This window comes from Roseococcus sp. YIM B11640, assembly GCF_049727625.1.
Lineage (GTDB): Bacteria > Pseudomonadota > Alphaproteobacteria > Acetobacterales > Acetobacteraceae > Roseococcus.
The window spans coordinates 21846-46279 of record NZ_JBBJOZ010000001.1 but is presented as its reverse complement, the minus strand read 5'-3'; the positions used below and the strand labels follow the sequence as shown (position 1 = coordinate 46279).

Below are 24434 nucleotides of genomic sequence, written 5' to 3'. Positions count from 1 at the left end.
GCGGTGAAGGCCGCGCCGCCCAAGCCCGCCAAGGCGAAGCCGGCGGCGAAGAAGACCGTCACGGCCAAGCCGGCCCCCGCCAAGGCTCCGCCGCCCAAGGCGGCCCCGAAGAAGCCCGAGGCCAAGGCCAAGGCCAAGCCGGCCCCCAAGTCCAGTCCGACCAAAACTCCCGTCAGCAAGGTAGCAACCACTCCTGTGACCAGCAGCAAAGCCCCGGCCAAGACCACGCCGAAACCAGCTCCGAAGGCAGCGCCGGCCGCGGCGCCGAAGGCCGCCGCCAAGCCGCAGCCCGTCGAGACGCCTCAGGTCGTAGCCGCACCGGAGCCCGAGCCCGCGCCGGCCCCCGCGCCATCGCGCCCCGCCTTCGTCGTGGCGCCGCCGCCGAACACGCCGGTGCGCCCGGCCAGCGGCGGCAATCCCATGTCTCCCCGCCCGCCCATGGGCCGGCCGAGCATGCCGCCCTCCTTCGCCGTGCGCGGCCCCGGTCGCCCTGGCTTCAACGAGGCCCAGACCGCCGCCCCCCGTGCCCCCGCCGGCAAGGTGGAGCTGAAGGCGGGCGACCATGTCGTCTACCCGACCCATGGCGTCGGCACCGTCCAGGGCATCGAGATCATCGAGGCCGCCGGGATGGAGCTGCAGATGATCGTCGTGACCTTCGAGGAGAACCGCATGACGCTGCGCGTTCCCGTGAACAAGGTTCCGACCGCCGGCCTGCGCAAGCTCTTCACGTCGAAGGAGTTCGAGGCCGCGATCGACACGCTCAAGGGCAGGGCGCGCATCAAGCGCACCATGTGGTCCCGCCGCGCGCAGGAATACGAGGCGAAGATCAACAGCGGCGATCCCATCCAGATCGCCGAGGTGGTGCGCGACCTGCAGCGCAACGCCGGCCAGCCCGACCAGTCCTTCAGCGAGCGCCAGATCTACGAACAGGCGCTGGAGCGCCTGGCGGCCGAGTACGCGGCCATCCAGAAGATCGACAAGTTCACGGCGAGCGAGCAGCTCGTCAACTTCGCGAAGTCCAGCTGAGCACGCCATGACCCTGGACCTCTCCTCTTCCATCGAGGAGGTCGTCGCCGATCTCGAGGAGGGCTTCGCCCTCTTCGACGATTGGGAGGATCGCTACCGCTACCTCATGGACATGGGCCGGGAGCTCCCCGAGCTCACGCCCGCCGAGAAGGTGGAGGCGAACCTCGTCCCCGGCTGCCAGTCGCGCGTATGGTTCGTGCCGCGGCTGGAGGATGGGAGGCTGTATTTCCGCATCAACAGCGACGCCGCGATCGTCCAGGGGCTGATGGCGCTGGTGCTGCGCGTCTTCAACGGCCGCACGCCGGACGAGATCCTGGCCGCCGACACGGATTTCCTGACGCGGCTCGGCCTCGGCGAGCATATCAGCCTCTCCCGCCGCAACGGCGTCGCGGCGGTGCTGGGGCGCGTGCAGGCGGCGGCGCGGGCCGCGCAGGCCTAGCTAGGGCACTTCCTCGTAGAGTTCCCGAGCCTCGGCCGGCGGGCCCCGCCGGTCGCCGAGCGCCAGCACGCGCCAGACGCGCGTCTCGCCCTGCCACATGAAGGTCAGCACGTCTCCCACGCGGATGCGCGCATGGGCCTTGGTGACGGATTGCCGGTTCAGCCGGAAGCCGCCCGCCTCGACCATCGCGCCGCAGAGCGACTTCGATTTCGCCAGGCGCGTGTGCCAGAGCCAAGTGTCGAGGCGCAGGAAATCCGGCCCCGACTCCATGCGCTACTGCTGCAGCTTCAGCTTCATCAGCGCGGCGAAGGGGCTGTCCTCCGCGCGCGATGCGGGCCGGTCCTCGTGGAAGGTCCGGGTCTCGGGGCCGCCCGCGCGGTCACGGTCGCGCGGCGGGCCATCGCGGCGGTCGCGGCGCGGGCCGTCCTTGCGGAACTTGTCCGGCCGGGGGCCGTCCTGGCGTCCCTCGGGGCGGGCTTCGCGCTCGCCCTGGCCCTGACCGGGCCGCGGGCCCTGGCCAGGTCGAGGGCCCTTGCCGTGGTGGCGCGGCGGGCGCGGCCCATCGCGGCGTTCCTGGCGCTGGCCCTCCGGCGCGCTCTCCGCAGGCGCCTCGCCGGTCGCGGCCTGGGCGGCGTCCGGCTTGCGGGGGCCGCGCTGGTGGTCGCGGCGGGGATGCTGGTGCTGGCGACGCGGCGGCTGGGCCGGGCGGGCCCAGGCGATCATCGTCGGCAGGACCGGGCCTTCCACGCCCTCCGGCAGCGGCTCGGACGGGATCAGGCGGAAGCCCAGCGCGGAGAGCACCGGCTCCAGCATGTCGCCCTTGATGCCGAAGCGGCCCAGGATCTCGGGGGGCAGCGGCGCGGGCGCGCGGCGCGTGAGGTAGCCGAGCTCGGCCGCGACACGCTCCGCCACGTCCAGGCGCAGCAGGACGGGGCCGGCGGGCACCCAGCCCATGATGTGGGCGAAGCCCTCGGGCCAGGACAGCGCCATGACGCCGTCGGTGGGGATGGAGACCAGCCCCGGCGCGGGCAGCGGCGGCGTCGGCAGGTCGTAGCTCAGCGCCCAAAGCTGCGCGCGCAGCGCCATGGGGCGGGGCTTCAGCGCCTCGGGCACGTAGAGCGCGAAGCGGCCGGCGCGGATGCCGATGGCCTTCAGCTTGGCCCGCAGCTCGTGGCCGATGTTGTGGCGCGTGTCACCGGGCTTCAGGCCCAGCGTCTCGCGCAGCTGGAAGGCGGGGCCGCGCAGCGTGTTGTCCTCGGCCGCCTTGGCCTCGATCGCGCCGATGGCGGCGAGATCCTTGGACAGCACGCCCTCGATCCAGGCCGCGAGGCGCGTGCGGATGCGCTCGCGCTGCGGGCTGTCGAGGAATTCGGAGTTGTTCACCTCGATGAGCGGCTTGCCCGGCTCGCTGCCCATCTTGAGGCGGGCGATCTCGGCGCCGTCCCAGGTGATGCGGTGCTCCGGCGTCAGCGCCAGGGCCTCGATCTTAGCGATCTCGAGCGCGGCGATCCGGCGCGGGATCTCCTGCACCAGCGCGCGGCGCGCGGCGCGGAGGATGAGTTTCTTGTCCTCGTCCCCGCCCTCGACATCGGGCAGGAACTCGAAGCCCACGACGCGGCCGACCTTGTGGCCCTCGACCACCACCTCGCCCTGGCGGGTGACGGCGGAGAGGAGCTCCTCCTGCGTGTTGTCGAGGCTGCGCATCAGGTGCGCGGCGCGGCGGTCCACGAAGCGGGCGGTCAGGCGCTCGTGCAGCGCGTCGCTCACGGCGTCCTCGGCCGCGCGGGCGGCTTCCTGCTGCACGGCGGCGTCGCGCACCCAGTCGGCGCGCGCGGCGATATAGGCCCAGACGCGGATGGAGGAGAGGCGCGCCATCAGCGTGTCGAGGTCGCCCTCGGTGCTCGTGCAGCTCGCGATCTGCGAGGCGATCCAGTCCGACGGCAGGGCGCCGTCCTCGGCCAGGTTCGTGAAGATGCGCGCGCAGAGCCGCGTGTGCGTGTCGTCCGCGAGCTTGCGGAAATCGGGGATCTGGCAGGCTTCCCACAGCAGCTCGACGCGCGAGCGGGAGGAGGCGAGCTTGCGGATGCCTTCCTCGCGCGCCAGCAGGCTGAGCGTGATGTGGTCGGAGGCGTCGTGGCCCTTGGTCAGGCCCGCCTGCGGCGCCGGGGCGCCCAGGCTGTCGAGCAGCGTATCGGTGCTGGTGAAGTCGAGGTCGCTGTTGCGCCAGACCAGCGCCTGAAGCGGCTCGAAATGATGGTTCTCGATCTTCTCCACCATCTCGTCCGGCAGGCCCGGGCAGTCGGCGGTGGTGCCGAAGGTGCCGTCGCGCATGCCGCGGCCGGCGCGGCCGGCGATCTGGGCGGCCTCCTGCGCCGTCAGCTGGCGGGGCGTGTGGCCGTCGAACTTCTGCAGGCTGGCGAAGGCGACATGGTCCACATCCATGTTCAGCCCCATGCCGATGGCATCCGTCGCCACGAGGAAATCCACCTCGCGGTCCTGGTACATCTTCACCTGGGCATTGCGCGTGCGCGGGCTGAGGCGGCCCATCACGACGGCGCAGCCGCCACGGCGGCGGCGGATGGCCTCGGCGATGGCGTAGACCTCCTGCGCCGAGAAGGCGACGACGGCGCTGCGGGCGGGCAGGCGGGTCAGCTTCGCGGGGCCGGAATATTCCAGCTTCGACAGGCGCGGGCGGGTGTCGATCTCGACCTGCGGGACCAGGCGCTGCAGCAGCGGGCGGATGGTCTCCGCGCCCATGAACATGGTCTCGACCAGGCCGCGCGCGTGCAGCAGCCGGTCGGTGAAGATATGGCCGCGATCGGGGTCGGCGCAGAGCTGGATCTCGTCCACCGCGACGAATTCCACCTTGCGGTCCAAGGGCATGGCCTCGACCGTGCAGGCGAACCACTTCGCCTCGGGCGGGATGATCTTCTCCTCGCCCGTGATCAGCGCGACATGGGCCGCGCCCTTCTGGGCCACCATGCGGTCATAGTTTTCGCGCGCCAGCAGGCGCAGCGGAAATCCAATGATCCCGGACGAATGCGCGAGCATCCGCTCCATGGCGAGATGGGTCTTTCCGGTGTTGGTGGGGCCAAGAATGGCCTTCACGCGAGCATCGAACATCAGCAATTCCGGCAACAGGCGCGCTTCTTATGGACCGTTTGCGGGTGATTGCAACGTTGCCCCCTTGAGGCAAGATGGCCCGGCGTGTCAGCCCCCCTCAGCTTCGCCCTGGTCTTCGGCGCCCAATTCCTCGGAATGGGGGCCATCATGCCCTTCCTGCCGGCCATCCTGGCGGAGGGCGGGCTCACCGCCGCGCAGGTGGGCGGGGTGCTGGCGGCAGGCTCGCTGATCCGCCTCATCGCGGCGCCGCTGGGCGGGCAGATCGCCGACCGCGCGGGCGACAGCCGCGTGGTCCTCGCGACCGCCGCCATCCTCGCGGCGGCGAGCGCGATGGGCTTCGGCGTGGCCGCCGGCCTCGCGCTGCTGCTGGCCGTGCAGATCGCGCACGCCATCACCATGGCCCCCGTGGTGCCGCTGACGGATGCGCTGGCCATCGGCGCGGTGCGGCGGATGGGCTTCGACTATGCACGGGTGCGGGCGGCGGGCTCCGTCTCCTACATCCTGGGCGCCGTGCTGGCGGGCTGGGCGGCGGAATGGGCGGGGCCGCGCGCGGCGGCCTGGATCCTCGCGGCGTCGTTGGCGGCGACCGCCGGGCTCGCGCTGTTCCTGCCGCGCACGCCGCGCATCCCGGCGGCCTCGCAGGGCTCGGCCTGGGCGCCGATGCGCGAGCCGGGCTTCCCGCGCATCCTGGCCATCGCCGCGCTGATGCAGGGGAGCCACGCGGTCTATTACGGCTTCTCGACGCTGCACTGGCAGGCAGCAGGGCTCTCCAGCGGCTTCATCGGCGTGCTCTGGGGCCTCGGCGTGGTGTCGGAGGTGCTGCTCTTCGTCTATGGCCGCGCCTTCGCGGACCGGCTGGGCGTGCGCGGCCTGGCGCTGCTGGCCGCGGGCTCGGGCGTGCTGCGCTGGAGCGTCACCTCGGTGACGACGGAGCCTGCGATCCTCATCGCCGTGCAGGTGCTGCACGGCATCACCTTCGGCGCCACGCACCTCGCGACCATGCGCGCGCTGCTTGCCATCTCGACGCTGCAGGCCAAGGCGCAGACGCTGGTGGCGTCCGCGATCGGCGCCACGACGGGCGGGCTGATGTGGCTGAGCGGCGGGCTCTACGCGATGATGGGGGGCGGGGCCTTCCTGGCCATGGCACTGCTTTGCGCCATCGCCTTCGTGCTGGCGCTGGGGCGCAATGAGGACAGGGTCGAATGATGTGGCTGAACCTGCGGCCGGGGGCATCGCCCCGGGCCGGGAGCGCAAAGCGCGGCCGCGCCGAAGTATGGCGCGAAGCCAAGCAGCCCGGAGCGCTGCGCCTGGCGCCTCAGGGCCTGGGAATAGGCAGTGGTGCGCCATGCCAGGGAGCGCCGCGATGAGGTTCAATCACGTCGCCAACCGGTTGGCGGCCGCGCATTTCGAGACGGTGGTGGAGATGCTCCGCACGCGCCTCGGCTTCATCGAGCTGCGGCGGACGGAGCGCGCCATCTGGCTGCGCCAGCCCGGCTTCAACATCGATCTGCAGTTCAGCCGCAGCCCCACCGAGGCGCGCGATCCGGACAAGCTGCGTTCCCAGGTCTCCTTCCTCAGCGAGCGGCCGCAGGAGGAGCTGGAGGCGCTGGCCGAATGGTTCCGCGCGCGCGGGCTGGAGGCGAGCGTGGGTGCCTATTCCGATCGGGAATTCTACCTCGACGTGCCCGCCGCCTTCGTGGATTTCGTGATCGAGGCGATGCGGCCGGAGCTCGCGGATTACGGCATCGACGCCTGATCGGCGCGCGGGACGGATGCGACAACTCTTCGGCCGCGCGCGATGGAGCGACGACACGGCTCCCCGATAAGGCCCGCACCGCGCCGGATGGACCGGCGGGCCCTTATAGGAAACGCACATGAAGACGACCCTTCTGATCGCCGCCATCGCCGTCACCGTCGCCTCGCCGGCCTGGGCCATCAACATCCTGAACGGCCATTCCCCGAATGGCGCCGCTTTCAACGGGATCATGAACGGCTTGGAGCTGAACGGCACGGCCGGAGCCCATGGCGTGAAGCCCGACGTCTCCGGCATCACGCTGCCGGGCGGCGAGCGCGTCTCGCGCTAGGTCAGCGCGCGGTTCTGGCCTCGAGATACTCTCCCGAGGCCACGATCCGCCGCTCATTCGCGCGGATGCGGCGCTGGGCCGGCGCGCCCAGCTTCGCGACGGTGAGGGCGACCAGCAGGTTGCCCATCGCCAGCGCGCCGACGGCCGATTCCGGAAAGGCGTGCGAGGTCGTGGGCGTCACGAAGAGCAGCCTGCCCGCCAGCTTGCCAAGCGGCGCCGTGGGCGCGTCGGTGATGCCGATGATGCGGGCGCCGGATTTCGCCGCGGCGCTCGCCAGGTTCTGCGTCATGCGCGCATAGGGGGCGAAGGTGACGGCGACCACCACGTCGCCGGGCAGCACATCTTCCAGGAAGGCCTCCGGCGCACCGGCCGCATCATCCGCCAGCGCCACGTCCGGCCGCGCCTTGCGCAGCGCATAGGCCAGCGCGAAGGCCGCCGGATAGGTGGTCCGCCGCCCGACGACATGCACGCGGCGCGCCTGGGCCAGCAACCCGGCCGCTTCCTCCAGCGCGGCCTCGTCCAGCCGCGCGGCCGTCCGGCGCAGGATCTCCTGCTCGGCCGCGAAGAACTCGCCGGCGAAGCCGAGTGCGCCGCTGTTGCGCGCGGCGGCGGCGGCGATGTCGCGCGCGGCATCGGCATTGCGGTTGGCGGCCGGGCCGAAGAGCCGGCCGGCCCGCACGCCATCGACGTAGCGCCGCCGCAGCTCGGCATAGCCGGGCAGGCCGAGGCGCTGCGCCAGCCGCACCATGGTCACGGGCGGCACGCCGGCCCGCCGCGCGAGCTCGCGCATCGAGAAGACCGCGACATCCTCGGGATGCGCCAGCACATGGCGCGCCGCCCCCGCCATCTGCGAGCCGAGCTCGGGCAGGAGGGCGGCAAGGGCCGCGGAGGTCTGGTCCGATTCCATCGCGCGATCCTCGCACGGACGGCATCCATGAACCAAATGTTCCTGTTGCACGGGTAACGGATCATATGGTTCAGTTCCGGCGCAACACATGATCCAAGGGGTCGTCCGATGAGTTCGTCCACGCTGCTCAACGACACGGGGATGGAGGCGCCGATGACGCGTTCCGCCGCGGCCTTCCTGCGGGAAAAGCGCGTGGTGCCCGGAGGCTCCATGCGCCACGCCTCCTGGTTCCCGCCGCACCCGCCCTATGCGGCGCGCGGCGAGGGCTGCTGGATCATCGACCTCGACAACCGGCGCATCCTGGATTGCGCGAACAACTTCTTCTCGCTGGCGCATGGCCATGCCTTCGCGCCCATCGTGTCGGCGCTGACCGATGCCATCGCGCGCGGCACCGCCTTTGGCCTGCCCATGGAGGGCGAGATCGCGCTGGCCGAGGCGCTGGCGGCGCGCAACCCGCGCCTGGCGCATACGCGCTTCTGCAACTCGGGCACCGAGGCGGTGATGGCCGCCATCAAGGGCGCGCGCGGCGCCACGGGGCGCCATCGCATCGCGAAGTTCGAGGGCTGCTACCACGGCTCCTACGACCATGCGGAGGTGAGCCTCGAGAGCAGGCCGGAGGAGTGGGACGATGCCTCGGGCAACCCCGCCTCCATCGCCTATGCCAAGGGCACTCCGCCCGCCGTGCTCACGGACACGGTGGTGCTGCCCTATGCCGATGCCGATCGCTGCGCCGCCATCCTGAAGCGGGAGGGGCCGACGCTGGCGGCCATCATCCTCGACCCGCAGGCCTCGAAGGCCGGGATGGTGCCGATGCCGGCCGAGGTGATCGCGGCCGTGAAGGAGGCCTGCGCGCGCGACGGCATCCTGCTCATCGTGGACGAGGTGGTGAACTTCCGCCTCGGCTTCGGCGGCATCTCGCCCCTCTTCGGCCTGGAGCCGGACTTCGTGACACTGGGCAAGATCATCGGCGGCGGGCTCCCGGTGGGCGCGGTCTCCGGCCCGGCCGAGCGCATGGCCGTCTTCGACCATGCGAGGGGCAAGCCGAAGGTCGCGCTGGGCGGCACGTTCAGCGCCAATCCGCTGACCATGGCGGCGGGCCTCGCCTCGCTCACGCATTACGACGAACCCGCCGTGGCGCGCCTCAACGCGCTGGGCGGGGCGCTGCGCCAGCGCGTGAACCAGGGGCTGGAGGCCGCCGGCCTGCCTTGCCGCCTGGCGGGCGCGGGGTCGCTCTTCCGCCTGCATCTCGGCGCGCGGAAGATCGTGGACTATCGCAGCGCGCGGCCGCTTCCCGCCGAGGCGGAGGCGCTGCCGCGCATCCACGCCGCGATGTTGGCGGCGGGCATCCTGCTGACGCCCAATTGCTCCGGCGCGCTCTCCACGCCGATGGGCGAGGCGCAGGTCGCGCAGATCGCCGAGGCGCTGGTCCGGGCCACCATCGCGGAGGTCCGGGCATGAGGCGCTTCTTCCTGGCCGCGGCGCTCGCGCTCCTGGCGGCCACGCAGGCCCAGGCCGGCGCGGTGCTCGACCGCGTGCGCGCCAACAACACGGTGCGCTGCGGCGTGGGCGGCTCGCTCGCCGGCTTCTCGCTGCCCGACAGCCGGGGCGAATGGCACGGCATCGACGTCGACTACTGCCGCGCGCTCGCCACCGCCGTGCTCGGCGACCCCGCGCGCGTCACCTTCGTGCCGCTGACGCTCGCCACGCGCTTCGCCGCGCTGAGCTCGGGCGAGGTGGACGTGCTGGCGCGCGACACCGTGATCACCTTCTCGCGCGACACCAATCTGGGCATCGTCTTCGTCGGCGTGAACTTCTACACCGGGACGGGCGTGATGGTGCGCCGCGCCTCGGGCGTCACCAGCATGGCGCAGCTCAACGGGGCGACCATCTGCGCCAGCGGCGGCGGCTCCAACCTGCCGGAGGTCTCGGACTATCTCCGCGCGCGCAACCTGCCCTTCACCCCCATCACCTTCGACCGGCTCGCAACGGTGCTGGAGGCCTTCCTCGCGGGCCGCTGCGACGCGGTGACGGCGGGCGCGGCGGACCTTGCCTCCGCCGTGGCGGTGCAGGTGCCCAATCCGCGCGACTACCTGGTCCTGCCCGAGGTGCTGAGCCGCGATCCCTACGGCCCCGCGGTCGCGCGCGGCGACATGGAGTGGTTCGCCATCGCACGCTGGACGCTGGCGCTGCTGGTGGAGGCGGAGGAGCGCGGCCTGACACGCGAGAACGTGCGCGGCATGGTCGCGACGGCGACGGACCCCGCGCTCAAGCGCATCCTCGGCACGGAGGACAATCTCGGCGGCATGCTCGGCCTCTCGCGCGACTGGGCGGTGCGCGTGATCGCGGCGATCGGCAATTACGGCGAGGTCTATGACCGCAACTTCGGACCGGCCACGCCGATCAACCTCAACCGCGGGCAGAACAACATCGTCTCCCGCGGCGGGCTGCATTACGGCATGCCGTTCCGCTGAGGCGGGCGGCCGGTCAGAACAGCTTGGGCGCGACGAAGCGCCTGAAGCCGGGGCGCTCGCCGATGCGGGCGAACCAGGCGGCGAGGCGCGGGAATTCCGGCATACCGGGCACCCGCACCTCCTCGCCGAACCAGCGGCGGGCGAAGCAGCCGAGGATGATGTCCGCCAGCGTCAGCGTGTCGCCCTCGATGTAGAGGCGGCCGTCCTTCAGGCGGTCCTCCAGGATGGCCCAGCAGCGGGCGCTGTTCGTCACGGCCGCCGCGACCGCCTTCATGTCGCGCTTCTCAGCCGGCGTGCGGACCATGCCCCAGAAGAGGTCGCGCTCGGCCGGCGAGAGGGTGGAGAGCTGCCAGTCCAGCCAGCGGTCCACGCTGGCGCGGGCGGCGGGCGCCGCCGGATAGAGGCCCTTGGCGTCGCCTCCCGCCAGCAGGCAGAGGTAGCGGCAGATGCTGTTGCTCTCCCACAGCTCGATCCCGTCATGCCGCAGCGAGGGGATGCGTCCGTTCGGGTTCAGCGCCCGGTACTCGGGCGTGTCCACCACGCCATGCTCCATGCCGGCATCGCTGCGTTCGTAGGGCAGGCCCAGCTCCTCCAGCACCCAGAGCGGCTTCCAGACATTGGTGCTGTTCGCGCGGCCGAGGATGTGGATCATGCGCGTTTCCTCCTGATGAAGATTTGAACGGAGGGTTGCGCGGCGGGTCCGCGGTTGCAACCTACCCCCACGGTCAGCGTTGGTGCCTGCGTTCCACTCTTGGAGGATATCGCCATGCAACGTCGCCAGATCGCCCGCGCGGCGGCCATTCTGCCGTTCCTCGGGGCCGCTCCCTTCCTGAAGACCCGCCCGGCCCAGGCCGCCACGCGCGCCGAGATCGACGCCGAGGTCAGCGCCGCGCTGACGCGCCTGCGCGGCATGCAGAATGCCGAGCCGCTCTTCGCCCCGTCCAAGGCCATCCTCGTCTTCCCGCGCATCATCAGCGGCGGCTTCCTGGTCGGCGGCCAGTACGGCGAGGGCGCGCTGCTGCGCGGGAGCCAGACCGTGGGCTACTACAACATCGCCGGCATGTCCTTCGGCCTGCTGGCCGGTGCCCAGGCCGCGGGCCTCGCCATGTTCTTCATGACCGAGGAATCCCTGCGCGCGCTGATGGCGGCCGATGGCTGGGAGGTCGGCACCGGCCCGACGGTCGTGGCGCTGGACCAGGGCCTGCAGGCCAATGCGAGCTCCACCACGCTCAGCCAGCCGGTCTACGCCATCACCTTCGGCCAGCAGGGCCTGATGGCGGCGGTGGCGCTGAACGGGACGAAGATCACCCGCATCCGGCCGGATTGAGGTTACCGGCACGGTCGCTCCTTGCGCTCCCGGCCCGAGGTCAAGCCTCGTGCCGGGGGCGTCAGCTCGCGAGGCTGGCGACCGTGTTCACGGCCGATGCGATGATGGCGGCGTTGAACCAGAAGGCCGTGAGCCCGTGCAGGATGACGAGCCGCCGCATGCGCGGCGCGCTCGTCGTCACGTCGCTCACCTGGAACGTCATCCCGATGGTGAACGCGAAGTAGAGGAACTCCGAGAATTCCGGCGTGCCGTCGCCGCCGGGGAACTCGATGCCGCTGTCGTTCGTCCAGTACTCGTGCGCATAGTCCTGCGCGAAGAGCAGGTGCACGTAGAACCACGAGAGCACGATCGTCAGGATCGGGACGACGAGCCCGCCGAGCTCGTGCTCCTCCCTGCCCGCCAGCTGCAGCACCACCGTGAGCATCGAGGCCGAGGCCGCGAGCACCGACAGCACCAGCACGGTCGCGCGCCCTTCGGCGAGATCGCGCGCGCGACGGCGCATCTGCTCAGGCTCCGCCTGGCCGAGATGATGGATCAGCAGCGCGGCGTAGAAGACCACATGCGCCGACCATCCCAGCATCGCCGCCGTGCCGAGCGACACGCCGGCCGACCAGGCGCCCAGAAACAGGAGAAGCCCTCCCGCCACGCTCTTCAGCGTAATGACGTGGCGCAGGATCGACCTGATCATTCCCTCAGGCCGCCATGGCCTGCGAGAAGACGCCGCCATCCACATTGCCGCCGCTCAGGATGATGGCCGTCACCTTGTCGCGCGTGTCGATCTTCCCGGCCAGCACGGCGGCGAGGGAGACGGCGCCGCCGGGCTCCACCACCACCTTGAGATGCGTGAAGGCGAAGCGCATGGCGGCGAAGACCTCCTCGGCCGTCACCGCAAAGCCGTTGGCGACGCGTGGCGCATTGATCGAGAAGGTCAGCACGCCCGGTGCCTTCGAGAGCAGGGAGTCGCAGAGCCCCGGGCCGTTGCCGTCCGCCGGGATGCGGTGGCCGGCGCGCAGCGACTGCCCGTAATCGTCCCAGCCCTCGGGCTCCACCGCGTAGATGGTGGCCTGCGGCGCCAGCGCGCGCGCCGAGAGGGCGGAGCCGGCCAGCAGCCCGCCGCCGCCTGTGTTGATGGCGAGCTGGTCGGGCTTGAAGCCGGCATCGCGCGCATCCTCCAGCAGCTCCAGCATCGCGGTGCCCTGGCCGGCGATGACGTCCGGGTGGTCGAAGGGGGGGATGACGGTGGCGCCGCGCTTCTCGGCGAGCTCGCGTGCCAGGGCGTCGCGATCCACGCCGTGGCGGTCGAAGAAGTGGATCTCCGCCCCCCAGGCGCGCGTCGCCTCCACCTTCACCTTCGGCGCGTCCTGCGGCATGGCGATGAGCGCGGGGATGCCCAGGCTGTGGCAGGCGGCGGCGACGGCCTGGCCGTGATTGCCGGAGGAATGCGTCACCACCCCGCCCGCCCGTGCCTCGGGCGGCAGCTGAAGCGCGGCGTTGGTGGCGCCGCGCAGCTTGAAGCTGCCAGTGATCTGCAGCGGCTCCGGCTTCACCAGAACGACACCGCCGGCAGCGGCATCCAGCGCGCGATGGCGCAGCATGGGCGTGCGGCGGATGCGCCCCTTCAGCCGCTGGGCCGCGGCCTGGACGTCGTCGAAGGAGGGAGTCATGCGAACCTCAGGGGATTGGTGGGCGCGATGGCGGGGGCGACGTCGGCGTCGGGCGTCTCGCCCCGGATGAGCTGGGCGAGCAGCCGCCCGGCGGCAGGCGCGGTCTGGATGCCATAGCCGCCCTGGCCGCAGAACCAGAAGAAGCCGGGCTGCTCGGAGGCGCCGATCGCGAGCCCGCGGTCGGGGGTGAAGGTGCGAAGGCCCGCCCAGCGGTGCTCCACGCGCGTCACCGGAATGTCGAGGCATTGCTGCATGCGATCGATGGCGATGGCGACGTCGAGCTCGTCCGGCTGGGCGTCCATGGGCTCGCTATCCGTCTCGTCGGCGGGGCTGACCATGAGCTTCCGCCGTGCCTCGGGCCGCACGTACCAGGAATGGTTCACATCGACCACCATGGGCCAGTTCGCCGTGTCGTACTCGCCCGGATCGATGATGAGCGCCGTGCGCCGCTTGGGCTGCAGTCCGATGGGCTTCACGCCCGCGACCTTGGCGACGACGTCGCCCCAGGCGCCGGCCGCGTTCACGATCACCGGCGCGGCGTAGATCGTTCCGTCCGGCGTCTCGACATGCCAGGCGCCGCCCTCGTGCCAGATGCGCCCGGCGCGGCTGCGCAGCGCGAGCACGCCGCCCTGGTTGCGGATCTGCTTGAGGAAGCCCTGATGGAGCGCCGCGATGTCGATGTCGAAGGCGTCGTACTCGATGGCGGCGCCGGCGACCGCCTCCAGCTTCAGCGCGGGCACCAGCGCCTTCGCCTCCTCGAGTGCGAGCGGCACGCGCCCGTGCTGCAGCGTCTCCTCCAGATCGGCGAGATCCTCGGCCTTAGCCAGATTAAGCACCGGCCGCGGATGCGCGAGGGGAACCTCGGTGAATCCCGGGGGAGGATTTTCCAGGAAGCGGCGGGAGGCGGCGGTGAGAATCTGCGCGTCGGCGCTGCCGTAGCTGAGGATCCAGATCGCCGCAGACCGGCCTGTCGTATGGTATCCGGCGCTTTCCTCCATCTCGAGAAGCGCCACGCGGTGGGTGGTGGAAAGATGCGCGCCGGCGGTGGCGCCTGCGATGCCGGCTCCGATCACGAGGGCATCGAAGAATTGCTTGTCCATGGAACCATCTTCATGCGGGGTCCCGTCGCGGCAACGGTTGCAACGGGTCCCGCAGCATGCCTAACCTCGGCGCGGCGGCAAAGACCGCGACGGAAAAAGCAGGGAGTGGTTCAAGATGGCAGGCAACGGGATTTCCCGTCGCAATACGCTGCGCTCCGGCGCGGGCGTCATTGCTGCGGGCGTGCTTTCAGCGCCCATGGTTCACGCTCAGGGTACCGGCGGCACGCTCAGATGCGGTTTCTGGGACCATTGGGTTCCAGTCGGCAACGACGTGCTTCGGCGCCTTTGCGCCGAGTGGGGCCAGCGCAACCGCGTCGACGTGCAGATCGACTTCATCACCTCGGTCGGCAACCAGAACCTGCTGACCATCGCCGCCCAGGCGCAAAGCCGCTCCGGCCACGACATCCTGAGCTTTCCGACCTGGGAGCCCTCGGCCCATGCGCGGCTGCTGGAGCCGATGGACGACGTCGTCGGCCGCCTCGTCGCGAAGTATGGGCCGATCAACCCGATCGGCGAATATCTCGCGAAGCGCGAGGGCGCCTGGCGCGCCATCCCGGCGGTGTCCGGTAGCCAGCACAAGCCCTCGCTCGGCCGGTTCGACCTGCTGAAGCAGCATGCGGGCATCGACGTGCAGGCGATGTATCCGGCGGCGGCCCAGCTCGGCCCGGGCGTCGACCAGTGGAACTGGGACAATTTCCTCGTCGCCGCCGAGAAGTGCGCGCAGGCCGGCGTTCCCTTCGGCCTGCCCATGGGCAGCTTCACCGACGCGGTGGACTGGGTGGGCTCGCTCTTCCGCAGCTACAACGCCTCGCTGATCGACGAGCGCGGCAACGTGACGGTGCGGAACAACCCTGCCGTCCGGCAGGTGCTGGAATACGCCGTACGGCTCTGCCGCTTCCTGCCGAACGACGTCTATGCCTGGGACGATGCGTCGAACAACCGCGCGCTCATCTCCGGCCGCTCGGCGCTCATCTTCAACCCGCCCTCCACCTGGGCGGTGGCCAAGCGTGACGCGCCGCAGGTGGCGGAGAAGTGCTGGACCTTCCCGATGCCCGCCGGCCCGGCCGGGCGCTTCACGCCCTACCTGCCCTACTTCTGGGGCATTTGGAGCTTCAGCCGCGCGAAGCCGGCCGCGAAGGGCCTGCTGGAATTCCTCTCCGAGCGGGAGCAGGCCGAAGCCCAGACGACGACGAGCAGCGGCTACGACATCCCGCCCTTCGGCACCATGTCCGACTTCAAGATCTGGGAAACCGAGGGCCCGCCGACTGGCGTCGTCTACAACTACCCGCTGAAGCCGCACCACAATGCGCGGCAGAATATCGCCTTCGCGCCTGCACCGGCGGAGATCGCGGTGCAGGCCTACAACCAGGCGATCAACACCAAGATGATCGCCCGCGTGGCGCAGGGCGGCGAGACGATCGACCAGGCACTCACCTGGGCCGAGCGCGAGCTGCGCAACTTCGCGCGCGGCTGATCCGTCAGGGCGGGGGCCCCGGCCTCCGCCCGTTTTGTGTTGGGAGGCAGGGGGATCTCGATGGCTGCCGATTCACTCACGGCCGATACACGTCTCGTAGCGCCCCCAGCGGGTTCCGCGAGCCTCAAGCGCTTCGCGCGACGGCGCTCCACCATCGCCTTCCTGATGACGCTGCCGCTGCTGCTCGTGATCGTCTGCCTCGTCGCCTATCCGGCGGCGTATGGCGTCTACCTCTCGACGCTGAACCGGACGATGGTCCGCAACATCGGCTTCGGCAATTTCGAGATCCTCTTCGATACCGACACCTTCTGGAACGTCGTCTGGCAGTCCTGCATCTTCGCCATCACGGCGGTGATCGTGAAGGCGCTGATCGGCTTCTGGCTGGCGCACATGCTGCACCACATCCCGACCAAGGGGCAGCGCAAGTGGCGCGGCATGCTGCTGGTGCCGTGGGTTATCCCCCCGGCCCTGTCCACGCTCGGCTGGTGGTGGATGTATGATCCCTCCTACAGCTCCATCAACTATCTCATCTCGCTGGTCGGCGCGCCGCCGGTGCCCTGGCTGGGCGAGCCGCTCTGGGCGCGCGCGGCCATCATCATCGTGAACGTCTGGGTGGGCGCGCCCTTCTTCATGATCATGTATCTCGCCGCGCTGAAAAGCGTGCCCGAGCAGCTCTACGAGGCCGCGGCCATCGATGGCGCGTCGGGCTGGCAGCGGCTGCGCTACGTCACGCTGCCGATGATGGCGAACATCATCTCCATCACCGTGCTGTTCAGCCTGATCGTGACCTTCGCGAATTACGACATCGTCCGCGTGCTGACCAATGGCGGCCCGCGGGACCTGACGCATGTCTTCGCGAGCTATGCCTTCCAGGTCGGTATCCTGAGCGGGAACATCCCGCGTGGCGCCGCCGTCTCCCTCTTCATGCTGCCGATCCTCGCGATCTGCGCCTTCTTCGTGCTGCGCGGCGTGACTCGCCGGAACAAGGAGCAGATGTGATGTCCGTCGCGACCGCACCTTCGACCGGCGCCGCCGCGCCCATCTACGGCAAGGCCGGCAGCCTCTCGCGCGAGCGGCGATGGGCCATGTGGTGGGCCTATGCCTCGCTGACCCTGGCCGCCGTGATCTTCCTGGCGCCGCCGGTCTACATGTTCATCACGAGCCTGAAGGGCAGCGCGGAGATCGCGAACATGCAGGGTAATCCCTGGCTGGTTCGCGACCCGACGCTGGAGAACTACACGGCGCTGCTCGGCAACGGCATGTTCCTGCGCTTCTTCGTGAACAGCTTCATCATCACCGGCCTGGTCGTCGCGGTGACGATGGTGATCTCGGTCCTCGCGGCCTTCGCGCTGTCACGCATGCGCTTCTTCGGCAGCCAGTTGCTGGCGACGGGCGTGTTCCTGACCTACCTGGTGCCCGACACGCTGCTCTTCATTCCGCTGTACCAGATCGTGGGCGGGCTGGGGCTGCTCAACTCGATCTGGGGCCTGGTGCTGGTCTATCCGACGCTGACGGTACCCTTCTGCACCTGGATCATGATCGGTTACTTCGCCTCCATCCCGAAGGAGCTGGATGAGGCCGCGCTGATAGACGGCGCGACATGGCCGCAGATGCTGCTGAAGATCTTCGTGCCCGTGGCGCTGCCCGGCATCATCGCCGCGACGATCTTCGCCTTCACCGTCTCCTGGGCCGCCTTCGTCTATCCCACGGCCTTCGTGACGACGCCCGAGCAGATGCCGCTGACCATCGGCATCGTTTCCCAGCTGGTGCGCGCGGACACCTTCGCCTGGGGGCAGATCATGGCGGGCGCGCTGCTGGCCGCGCTGCCGCCGGTCGTCATCTACGCCTTCCTGATGGATTATTACATCGCGGGCCTCACGGCCGGCGCTACCAAGGGCTGAACCACATGGCGCAAGTCTCGCTTCGCAAGGTCGTCAAGATGTACGAGGGCGACGTCCAGGCGGTGAAGGGCATCGACCTCGAGATCGCGGATCACGAGTTCGTCGTGCTCGTCGGCCCGTCGGGCTGCGGCAAGTCCACCACGTTGCGCATGATCGCGGGGCTCGAGGAAATTACGTCCGGCGACATCGCGATCGGGGGCACGGTGGTGAACGATATTCCGCCGCGCGACCGCGACATCGCCATGGTGTTCCAGAACTACGCGCTTTATCCGCACATGTCGGTCTTCGACAACATGGCCTTCGGTCTCACGTTGCGGAAGTTCCCGAAGGAGGAGATCAAGCGCCGCGTGATGGAGGCGGCGCGCATCCTCGACATCACGCCGCTGCTGGAGCGCAAGCCCAAGGCGCTCTCGGGCGGGCAGCGGCAGCGCGTGGCCATGGGCCGCGCCATCGTGCGCGACCCGAAGGTGTTCCTCTTCGACGAGCCGCTGTCGAATCTCGACGCCAAGCTGCGCGTGCAGATGCGGACGGAGATCAAGAAGGTGCACCAGACCGTCCGCACCACGACCGTCTACGTGACGCATGACCAGGTGGAGGCCATGACCCTGGCCGACCGCGTCGTGGTCATGAACCATGGCGTCATCGAGCAGGTGGGGCCGCCGCAGGAGCTGTACCACAACCCCGCCACGCGCTTCGTCGCGGGCTTCATCGGCAGCCCGGCCATGAACTTCCTGCCCGCGCGGGTCGAGAACGGCGCCGTCCACCTGCCCGGCGGCGCGGTGCTGCCGATCCCCGAGGCGCGGCGCGCGCGCTACGCCGGCGCGCCGGGGATGGACCTGCTCTTCGGCATCCGGCCGGAGCACCTGACCGACCACCGCCCCGGCTTGCCCAATCGCGCCGAGATCACCATCACGCCCGAGGTGATCGAGCCCATGGGCATGGAGACATTGGCCCATTTCCACCTGGGTGAGGCGCGGGACTGCTGCGCCCGGCTGGAGCCCACCGTCGCGGCCGAGCCGAACGTCCCGCTGGTTTTGACGGCGGACATGAACAACATGCACCTGCTCGACGCGCGAACCGGCCGGGTGCTGTAAATTTACGAAAGGCGCGGCCTGTCGGGGCCATCGCCACGGTCGGGTGGCCGCTTGCCACCGACCCGTCATCCCGCGCCACGCCGGATCGCGGCGCGGCGCGGCAGGAAGGCCTGGACACGCCATCTGTCGCTTCACCGCGGCCCTCGGCGCTGGTGCCGCGCTGCCCGCCACGGCGTCCCTGGCCGCTGAAGCCATGCTGTCGGGCGACAGCCAGAGGAAGTCCGTGCGCGTGAGCCTCACGGCCTGCGGCGTGGCCTCCTGAACCGGCACGGGTCTGGACGGGCCGACGGGCCAGGGGCAATTTCTTCCGCGGAAGAGGAACAAGCCATGGCCGAGCCCGATTACGTCTACATCCCGGTGAAGGAGCTGGAGAGCTTCATTACCCGCATCTTCGCGGCCTCGGGCTGCGATGCGGTGGAATCTGCGCGCATCTCCAACCACCTCATCGGCGCCAACCTCGCGGGCCATGACAGCCATGGCGTGGACCGCGTGCCGCGCTACGTGCAGTGGCAGAAGGCGGGCTATGTGGTCGCCGGCCAGAAGATCAGCGTCATCAGCGATGGCGGCGCCTTCGCGCTGCTCGACGGCAATTTCGGCTTCGGCCAGACGGTGGCCAAGCAGGCCACCGAGTTCGGCATTGCCCGCGCGCTGGAAAAGGGCTCCTGCATCGTGGGCCTGCGCAATGCCGGCCATATCGGCCGCACGGGCGACTATGCCGAGATGGCGGTGGCCCAGGGCCTCATCTCCATTCATTTCGTGAATGTCGCGGGCTCGGTCCTCGTCGCGCCCTTCGGCGGCAAGGAGCGGCGCTTCTCGACGGCGCCCTTCAGCGTCGGCGTGCCGCTGCCCAATGGCCCGATCATCCTCGATTTCGCGACCTCCTTCGTCGCCGAGGGCAAGGTGCTGGTCGCGTCCAATGGCGGCAAGGCGCTGCCGGACAACGCCCTCATCACCGAGGATGGCGAGATGTCGGGCGACCCGCACACCCTCTATGGCGACTATGAACAGGTGGGCCCGCGCAACGCCGCCGGCGGCACCGGCGCCATCCGCGCCTTCGGCGACCACAAGGGTTCCGGCCTCGCGCTGATGTGCGAGCTGCTGGCCGGTGCGCTGACGGGCGGCGGCTGCTCCGGCCCGATCACCGAGCGCGGGCGCATCGCCAATGGCATGCTCTCCATCTACCTGTCGCCGCAGCATTTCGGCGACGAGGAATCCTTCCACAGGGCGGCCCAGGACTACGTGGCCTGGGTGAAGTCCTGCGCCCCGGCCGTCGCCGACGGCACCGTGCTGGTCCCGGGCGAGCCGGAGAACCGTCGCCGGGCCGAGCGCATGGTCTCGGGCGTTCCCCTTTCGCGCGATGCCTGGCAGGGGATCCTGGAAACGGCCGCATCGCTCGGCATCAACGGCCCCTGAGGAATACTTGGTGAGCACTTCCGCCTACGAAGCCTATCGCGCCATCCGCGAGCGTATCCTGACCGCGGCCGCGCGCCGTATTCCCCGGGCCTCGGCGGCGAGCCAGGCGCGGGCGCTGGGCTTCGGCTGGAAGGACGACGCCGTGCAGGTGGCCAACGACGCGCAGTTCCAGCTCGTGCTGGACCTGGGCGTCTTCGGCCCCGCGGGCGGGCATTCCCGCGCCCTCGACCGTGAGGCCAAGGCCGGCGACTACCCCGAGGGCAGCGAGGATGCGGCGGTGCTGGCAGCGCTCTCCCGCGCGCATTTCACCCTGTTCCGCGTGGTGGGGCCGGACCCGCAGGGCGGCGTCGAGGCCGACGACCTGCTGCGAGGCACCAAGCTGCGCATCCAGGACGGGATGCTGGCGCGCGAGGGCATGGAGGGCACGGCCTTCGCCGGGCGCCTCATGCGGATCGGCGGCTTCGAGATGACCTGCGGCGCGCTGGCGCCCGTGACGGACGAGGTGGTGGAGACGCTGCTCGGCCGGCCGGTGACGCCGAAGCCCATCCCGCAATTCCTGCCCGAGATCACGCCGCTGATGGACAGCGATATCGCCGCCCTGCGCGGCGCGGCCTCGGCGAGCGAATTCCCGCTGCGGGTCTATCGGGCCTCGCTGGACCACGGGCTCTTCGGTAAGCTGCCCGACTAGACGCGGGACCGACGCGAAAGCGACATGCCCGCGCAACATCGCTGGGGCATGTCGCGCCGCATGCAACGTCGCAGCTTCATCGCCCTCGCGGGCGCCGCCCTTCCTTCCGCCGCCCTCGCCTTTCCCGAGCGCGGCATCACCCTGATCGTGCCCTTTCCGCCGGCCGGCAGCACGGACATCGCCGCGCGCCTGCTGGCCGATCGGCTCTCGGCCCGCCTCTCGGCGCGGGTCGTGGTGGAGAATCGCGGCGGCGCGGGTGGCGCCGTCGGCAGCGAGGCGGCGAAGCGCGCGGCGCCGGACGGGTACACGCTGCTTTTCGCCTCCGCGAGTTCGCATGGCGCCAATCCGGCCGTCTTCCGGGACCTGCCCTATGACGCCGTTCGCGACTTCGACGCCGTCGCGCTGACGGGCGTGACGCCGCTGGCGCTGGCCGTGGCGCCCCAGGGCCCCAGGGACCTTGCCGCGCTGCGCGGCCTGCTGGCGGAAGCGCCGGGCACCTATGGTTCCGCCGGCGCGGGCAGCATCACGCATCTCGCGGCCGAGCTGTTCCTCGCGCGCACGCGGCTGCGCGCCGAGCACATTCCCTATCGCGGCGGCGGCCACGCGCTGGAGGCGCTGGCCCGCGGCGAGGTCTCCTTCGTCTTCGAGACGCTGGCGAGCCTCTCCGGTATCGCGGGCGATGGGCGCGTGCGGCTTCTGGCCGTGGCGACGCCATCGCGCGCCGCGACCCTGCCCAACCTGCCCACGCTGGAGGAAGGCGGCCTCGCGCCCTTCGACGTCTCGACCTGGAACGCCATGCTGGCGCCGCGCGGTACGCTTCCGGAACGGATCGTGACGCTGGCAAATGCCGTGCAGGCCTGCCTCGCGGAGCCCGCGCTCGCCCAGCGCCTGGCGGGCCTGGGCGTCGCGGTGCCGCCGCCGACGGGGCCGCAGGCGACCGCGCGCTTCATCGCGGCCGAGGTGGCGAAGTTCCGGGGCATCGCGGAAGGCGCGGGACTGCGGCTCGAGCGTCCGTGACGTCTTGCACGAGCGCCATGCGTCGGGCTTAGTCCTCCTCACAAAAAAGTGAGGATGTCCATGTTCCGTAGACTCGCGCTCGCCGCGTTATCCTGTGCCGCGCTCGCCTCGCCGCTCGCGGCGCAGACATATCCCGAACGCGCCATCACCCTCGTGACCGGCTTCGCGCCCGGCGGCAGTACGGACATCGCCTCACGCATGATCTCCGAGCGCTTCGCGGCGAACATCGCGCCCGGCGGGCGGATGGTGGTCGAGAACCGCGCGGGCGCCTCGGGCGTCGTGGCATCGGACTGGCTGCGGCGGCAGGCGCCGGACGGGCACACGCTCATGCTGATCGAGGTCTCCTCGCATGGCATCGCGCCCGCCGCGCTGGAGGGCGGCACGGCCTATGACCCCGTGAACGACTTCACCCATATCGGGATGGTCGGCACTGCGCCGCTCATCCTCGTGGTGAATCCCAGCTTCCCCGGCCGCACGCCGACGGAGGTGGTGACGCGGCTGCGCAACTCCCGCCCCGAGGAGTTCGCCTATGCGACCTCGGGCGTCGGCTCCATCCCGCATCTGGCGGTGGAGGTGATGGCGCTGCAGCTCGGCACGCGCTTCACGCATGTGCCCTACCGCAGCGGCGGCCTGATGCTGACGGCGATCCATCAGGGCGAGGGGCAATTCGGCATCGCGGTGCTGGCCAGCGCGGCGGGGCAGGTGCGCGACGGGCTCGTGCGCGGCCTGGCGGTCACGAGCCGCGAGCGCTTCCCCTCCTTCCCCGATATCCCGACTCTGAACGAGAGCGCCATCCCGGGCTTCGAGATGACGACCTGGAACATGATCATCGGCCCGCCCGGCATGCCGCCGGCCGTGCTGGCGCAGGTGAACCGCGCGCTCGCCGCGACGGTGTCCGAGGCGCCGATCCGCGAGCGGCTGCTGAGCGCGGGCGTCAGTGCCTGGACCGGCCCCAACACGCCCGAGGGCGCGCGCGACTTCATGACCGCCGAGGTCACGAAGTACCGGGACGTGGTGGCGCGGACGGGCGTTCGCCTGCAGCGCTGACCCGGGGGCGTCGACGGGGGTTCCCCGGCCCGGCGTTTCGGTCTGATAATGGCCGAAACGCCGCGCAGGAAACACGCCAGATGGATGGTTCGACCGCCCCCGCCCCCGCCCGCCCCATGGCGCGCGGCCGGCTCTTCTTCGCCAATCCAGGCCCGACCAACATCCCGGATTCCGTGCTGCTCGCCACCGCGCGCGCCAGCATCGACTTCAACGACCCGGCGTTCATGGCGGTCTACGACGCCTGCTTCGCGGGGCTGAAGCGCGTCATCAAGACCGAGCAGAACCTCTTCATGTACACGGCCTCCGGCCACGGCGCGTGGGAGGCCGCGCTGGTCAACACCCTCTCGCCCGGCGACCGCGTGCTGATCCCCGAGACGGGCCACTTCTCCGATTCCTGGACGAAGATGTGCGGCACGCTCGGCTTCGAGGTGACGCCCGTTCCCTGCGACTGGCGCCGCGGCGTGGAGATGTCCGCGATCCGCGAGGCGCTGGCCGCCGACACGGCGCACGGCATCAAGGCCGTATGCTGCGTGCACAACGAGACGGCCGCCGGCATGCGCCTGCCGCTCGACCAGGTGCGCGCCATGCTCGACGAGCTGAAGCACCCCGCACTGCTGATGGCGGACACGATCAGCTCGCTCGGCTGCTACGATTTCCGCATGGATGAGTGGGGCGTCGATGTCTGCGTCGGCGGAAGCCAGAAGGGGCTGATGCTGCCCACGGGCTTCAGCTTCACCGGCGTCTCGGACAAGGCGCTCGCCGCGCATCGCGCCAGCACGCATCCGCGCCACTATTTCGACTGGACCGAGATGCTCGCGCGCAAGCAGAAGAGCTTCGTCGGCACGGTTCCCGTCACGCTCTTCTATGGCCTGCAGGAGGCGCTGCGCCTGCTGCTGGAGGAGGAGGGGCTGGACAACGTCTTCAAGCGCCACAACCGCCTCGCCAAGGCCGTGCGCGCCTGCGTGCAGCATTGGTCCGGCAACAACGGACCGCAGCTCTTCTGCCAGAATCCCGAGCGCTATTCCGACAGCGTCACCGCCGTGCTGATGCCGGAGGGCTTCGATGCCGAGGCCGTGCGCAAGATCGCGCTGGAGAAGTTCAACGTCTCGACGGGCGGCGGGCTCGCCAAGCTTTCGGGCAAGGTGTTCCGCATCGGGCATCTGGGCGACCTCAACGAGCCGATGATCCTCGGCACGCTGGCCTCGATCGAGATGGCGCTCGGCCTCGCGGGCGTGCCGCATGCGAAGGGCGGCGTGCAGGCGGCGATGGACAGCCTCGCCAAGGGCTGAACTTGGCGGTTCCGGGAACGTGATCCATGAAGAATGGGTCACGTCCGCCGGCCGAAACCCCTCTATCCGCGAGGCGTTCTTTTCACGACGGCGCGCTCAACGCGTCGCAGCTGAAAAGGAGCGACTCATGAACGCCAGCGAGATCAAGGACCATATGCAGATCGTCGGTTCCTGCGGGAATCCGGTCGGCACTGTCGATCATGTGGAAGGCCAGCAGATCAAGCTGACCCGCGACAGCGATCCGCACGGGAAGGGCCATCATCACTACCTGCCGCTCAGCCAGGTGAAGGGTGTCGAGAACGGCAAGGTCGTGCTGACAGTCAATTCCGGCGAGGCGAAGCGTTCCCTCCAGGCGCAGCACGCCTAGCCG

General features: G+C 70.3%; 25 protein-coding genes. 18 read left to right on the top strand and 7 right to left on the bottom strand.

The features are described 5' to 3' along the window. Positions 1-3: 3 nt before the first annotated feature. Both WJM96_RS00215 and WJM96_RS00210 read left to right on the top strand, forming a co-directional pair. The gene (locus tag WJM96_RS00215; RefSeq protein WP_424810402.1) at positions 4-1026 is read left to right on the top strand and encodes a CarD family transcriptional regulator; all 1023 of its coding nucleotides are present in this window, start codon (positions 4-6) and stop codon (positions 1024-1026) included. 7 nt (positions 1027-1033) lie between these two features. Then, positions 1034-1465, top strand: coding sequence for a SufE family protein (locus WJM96_RS00210; protein WP_424810401.1), 432 nt, complete (start codon positions 1034-1036; stop codon positions 1463-1465). On the opposite strand, the gene WJM96_RS00205 is transcribed toward WJM96_RS00210, so the two are convergent. Both WJM96_RS00205 and WJM96_RS00200 read right to left on the bottom strand, forming a co-directional pair. Continuing rightward, positions 1466-1735 carry an RNA-binding S4 domain-containing protein gene (locus WJM96_RS00205; RefSeq protein ID WP_424810400.1) on the bottom strand — a complete coding sequence of 90 codons (270 nt, stop codon included), beginning with the start codon at positions 1733-1735 and terminating at the stop codon, positions 1466-1468. A 3-nt stretch (positions 1736-1738) separates the two neighbouring features. Next, complete coding sequence (locus WJM96_RS00200; RefSeq protein ID WP_424810399.1) at positions 1739-4588, bottom strand: helicase-related protein; 2850 nt, start codon at positions 4586-4588, stop codon at positions 1739-1741. A gap of 84 nt (positions 4589-4672) precedes the next feature. On the opposite strand from WJM96_RS00200, the gene WJM96_RS00195 reads away from it, so the two are divergent. From WJM96_RS00195 to WJM96_RS00185, 3 genes are all read left to right on the top strand, one after another. Further along, a complete protein-coding gene (locus WJM96_RS00195; protein WP_424810398.1) occupies positions 4673-5794 on the top strand; it encodes an MFS transporter in 1122 nt (373 codons plus the stop codon). Positions 5795-5951: 157 nt separating this feature from the next. Next, positions 5952-6344: a hypothetical protein gene (locus WJM96_RS00190; protein WP_424810397.1), complete on the top strand. Its 393-nt coding sequence runs from the start codon at positions 5952-5954 to the stop codon at positions 6342-6344. A 118-nt stretch (positions 6345-6462) separates the two neighbouring features. Next, positions 6463-6672 carry a hypothetical protein gene (locus WJM96_RS00185; RefSeq protein WP_424810396.1) on the top strand — a complete coding sequence of 70 codons (210 nt, stop codon included), beginning with the start codon at positions 6463-6465 and terminating at the stop codon, positions 6670-6672. 1 nt (position 6673) lies between these two features. On the opposite strand, the gene WJM96_RS00180 is transcribed toward WJM96_RS00185, so the two are convergent. Next, positions 6674-7579: a MurR/RpiR family transcriptional regulator gene (locus WJM96_RS00180; RefSeq protein WP_424810395.1), complete on the bottom strand. Its 906-nt coding sequence runs from the start codon at positions 7577-7579 to the stop codon at positions 6674-6676. A 108-nt stretch (positions 7580-7687) separates the two neighbouring features. Between WJM96_RS00180 and WJM96_RS00175 the strand changes: the two genes are divergently transcribed. Both WJM96_RS00175 and WJM96_RS00170 read left to right on the top strand, forming a co-directional pair. Then, positions 7688-9037 carry an aspartate aminotransferase family protein gene (locus tag WJM96_RS00175; RefSeq protein WP_424810394.1) on the top strand — a complete coding sequence of 450 codons (1350 nt, stop codon included), beginning with the start codon at positions 7688-7690 and terminating at the stop codon, positions 9035-9037. Next, positions 9034-10050 (top strand): amino acid ABC transporter substrate-binding protein, encoded by a 1017-nt coding sequence (locus WJM96_RS00170; RefSeq protein WP_424810393.1) that lies wholly within the window; start codon positions 9034-9036, stop codon positions 10048-10050. The genes WJM96_RS00175 and WJM96_RS00170 overlap by 4 nt, the downstream gene beginning before the upstream one ends. Before the next feature lie 13 nt (positions 10051-10063). Here WJM96_RS00170 and WJM96_RS00165 read toward each other — a convergent pair whose 3' ends face one another. Further along, complete coding sequence (locus WJM96_RS00165) at positions 10064-10702, bottom strand: glutathione S-transferase family protein (protein WP_424810392.1); 639 nt, start codon at positions 10700-10702, stop codon at positions 10064-10066. 114 nt (positions 10703-10816) lie between these two features. On the opposite strand from WJM96_RS00165, the gene WJM96_RS00160 reads away from it, so the two are divergent. Beyond that, positions 10817-11377, top strand: a complete 561-nt coding sequence (locus WJM96_RS00160; protein WP_424810391.1) for a YSC84-related protein — start codon at positions 10817-10819, stop codon at positions 11375-11377. 61 nt (positions 11378-11438) lie between these two features. Here the strand turns inward: WJM96_RS00160 and WJM96_RS00155 are convergent, their stop codons facing one another. The 3 genes from WJM96_RS00155 to WJM96_RS00145 are packed head-to-tail and all read right to left on the bottom strand — an operon-like array spanning position 11439 to position 14141. Continuing rightward, positions 11439-12065: a DUF1345 domain-containing protein gene (locus tag WJM96_RS00155; RefSeq protein ID WP_424810390.1), complete on the bottom strand. Its 627-nt coding sequence runs from the start codon at positions 12063-12065 to the stop codon at positions 11439-11441. Between the two features lie 4 nt (positions 12066-12069). Next, entirely contained in the window at positions 12070-13041 is a 972-nt protein-coding gene (locus WJM96_RS00150) for a threonine ammonia-lyase (RefSeq protein WP_424810389.1), read from the bottom strand. Next, complete coding sequence (locus WJM96_RS00145; RefSeq protein WP_424810388.1) at positions 13038-14141, bottom strand: NAD(P)/FAD-dependent oxidoreductase; 1104 nt, start codon at positions 14139-14141, stop codon at positions 13038-13040. Before WJM96_RS00145 ends, WJM96_RS00150 begins: the two co-directional genes overlap by 4 nt. 271 nt (positions 14142-14412) lie before the next feature. Here WJM96_RS00145 and WJM96_RS00140 point away from each other — a divergent pair, with 271 nt between their 5' ends. From WJM96_RS00140 to WJM96_RS00095, 10 genes are all read left to right on the top strand, one after another. Further along, positions 14413-15615 carry an ABC transporter substrate-binding protein gene (locus WJM96_RS00140; protein WP_424810387.1) on the top strand — a complete coding sequence of 401 codons (1203 nt, stop codon included), beginning with the start codon at positions 14413-14415 and terminating at the stop codon, positions 15613-15615. A gap of 60 nt (positions 15616-15675) precedes the next feature. After that, entirely contained in the window at positions 15676-16614 is a 939-nt protein-coding gene (locus WJM96_RS00135) for a carbohydrate ABC transporter permease (RefSeq protein WP_424810386.1), read from the top strand. Further along, the gene (locus WJM96_RS00130) at positions 16614-17516 is read left to right on the top strand and encodes a carbohydrate ABC transporter permease (RefSeq protein ID WP_424810385.1); all 903 of its coding nucleotides are present in this window, start codon (positions 16614-16616) and stop codon (positions 17514-17516) included. The genes WJM96_RS00135 and WJM96_RS00130 overlap by 1 nt, the downstream gene beginning before the upstream one ends. Before the next feature lie 5 nt (positions 17517-17521). Beyond that, a complete protein-coding gene (locus WJM96_RS00125) occupies positions 17522-18610 on the top strand; it encodes an ABC transporter ATP-binding protein (protein ID WP_424810384.1) in 1089 nt (362 codons plus the stop codon). 327 nt (positions 18611-18937) lie between these two features. Continuing rightward, positions 18938-20023, top strand: coding sequence for a malate/lactate/ureidoglycolate dehydrogenase (locus WJM96_RS00120; protein ID WP_424810383.1), 1086 nt, complete (start codon positions 18938-18940; stop codon positions 20021-20023). Between the two features lie 10 nt (positions 20024-20033). Next, on the top strand, positions 20034-20711 hold the full coding sequence (locus WJM96_RS00115; RefSeq protein WP_424810382.1) for a hypothetical protein: 678 nt from the start codon (positions 20034-20036) through the stop codon (positions 20709-20711). A gap of 60 nt (positions 20712-20771) precedes the next feature. Further along, positions 20772-21728 (top strand): Bug family tripartite tricarboxylate transporter substrate binding protein, encoded by a 957-nt coding sequence (locus WJM96_RS00110; RefSeq protein ID WP_424810381.1) that lies wholly within the window; start codon positions 20772-20774, stop codon positions 21726-21728. A gap of 60 nt (positions 21729-21788) precedes the next feature. Continuing rightward, positions 21789-22775 (top strand): Bug family tripartite tricarboxylate transporter substrate binding protein, encoded by a 987-nt coding sequence (locus WJM96_RS00105; protein ID WP_424810380.1) that lies wholly within the window; start codon positions 21789-21791, stop codon positions 22773-22775. Between the two features lie 80 nt (positions 22776-22855). Next, the gene (locus WJM96_RS00100) at positions 22856-24064 is read left to right on the top strand and encodes a pyridoxal-phosphate-dependent aminotransferase family protein (protein ID WP_424810379.1); all 1209 of its coding nucleotides are present in this window, start codon (positions 22856-22858) and stop codon (positions 24062-24064) included. 127 nt (positions 24065-24191) lie between these two features. Continuing rightward, on the top strand, positions 24192-24431 hold the full coding sequence (locus WJM96_RS00095) for a DUF2171 domain-containing protein (RefSeq protein WP_424810378.1): 240 nt from the start codon (positions 24192-24194) through the stop codon (positions 24429-24431). Positions 24432-24434: the final 3 nt, after the last annotated feature.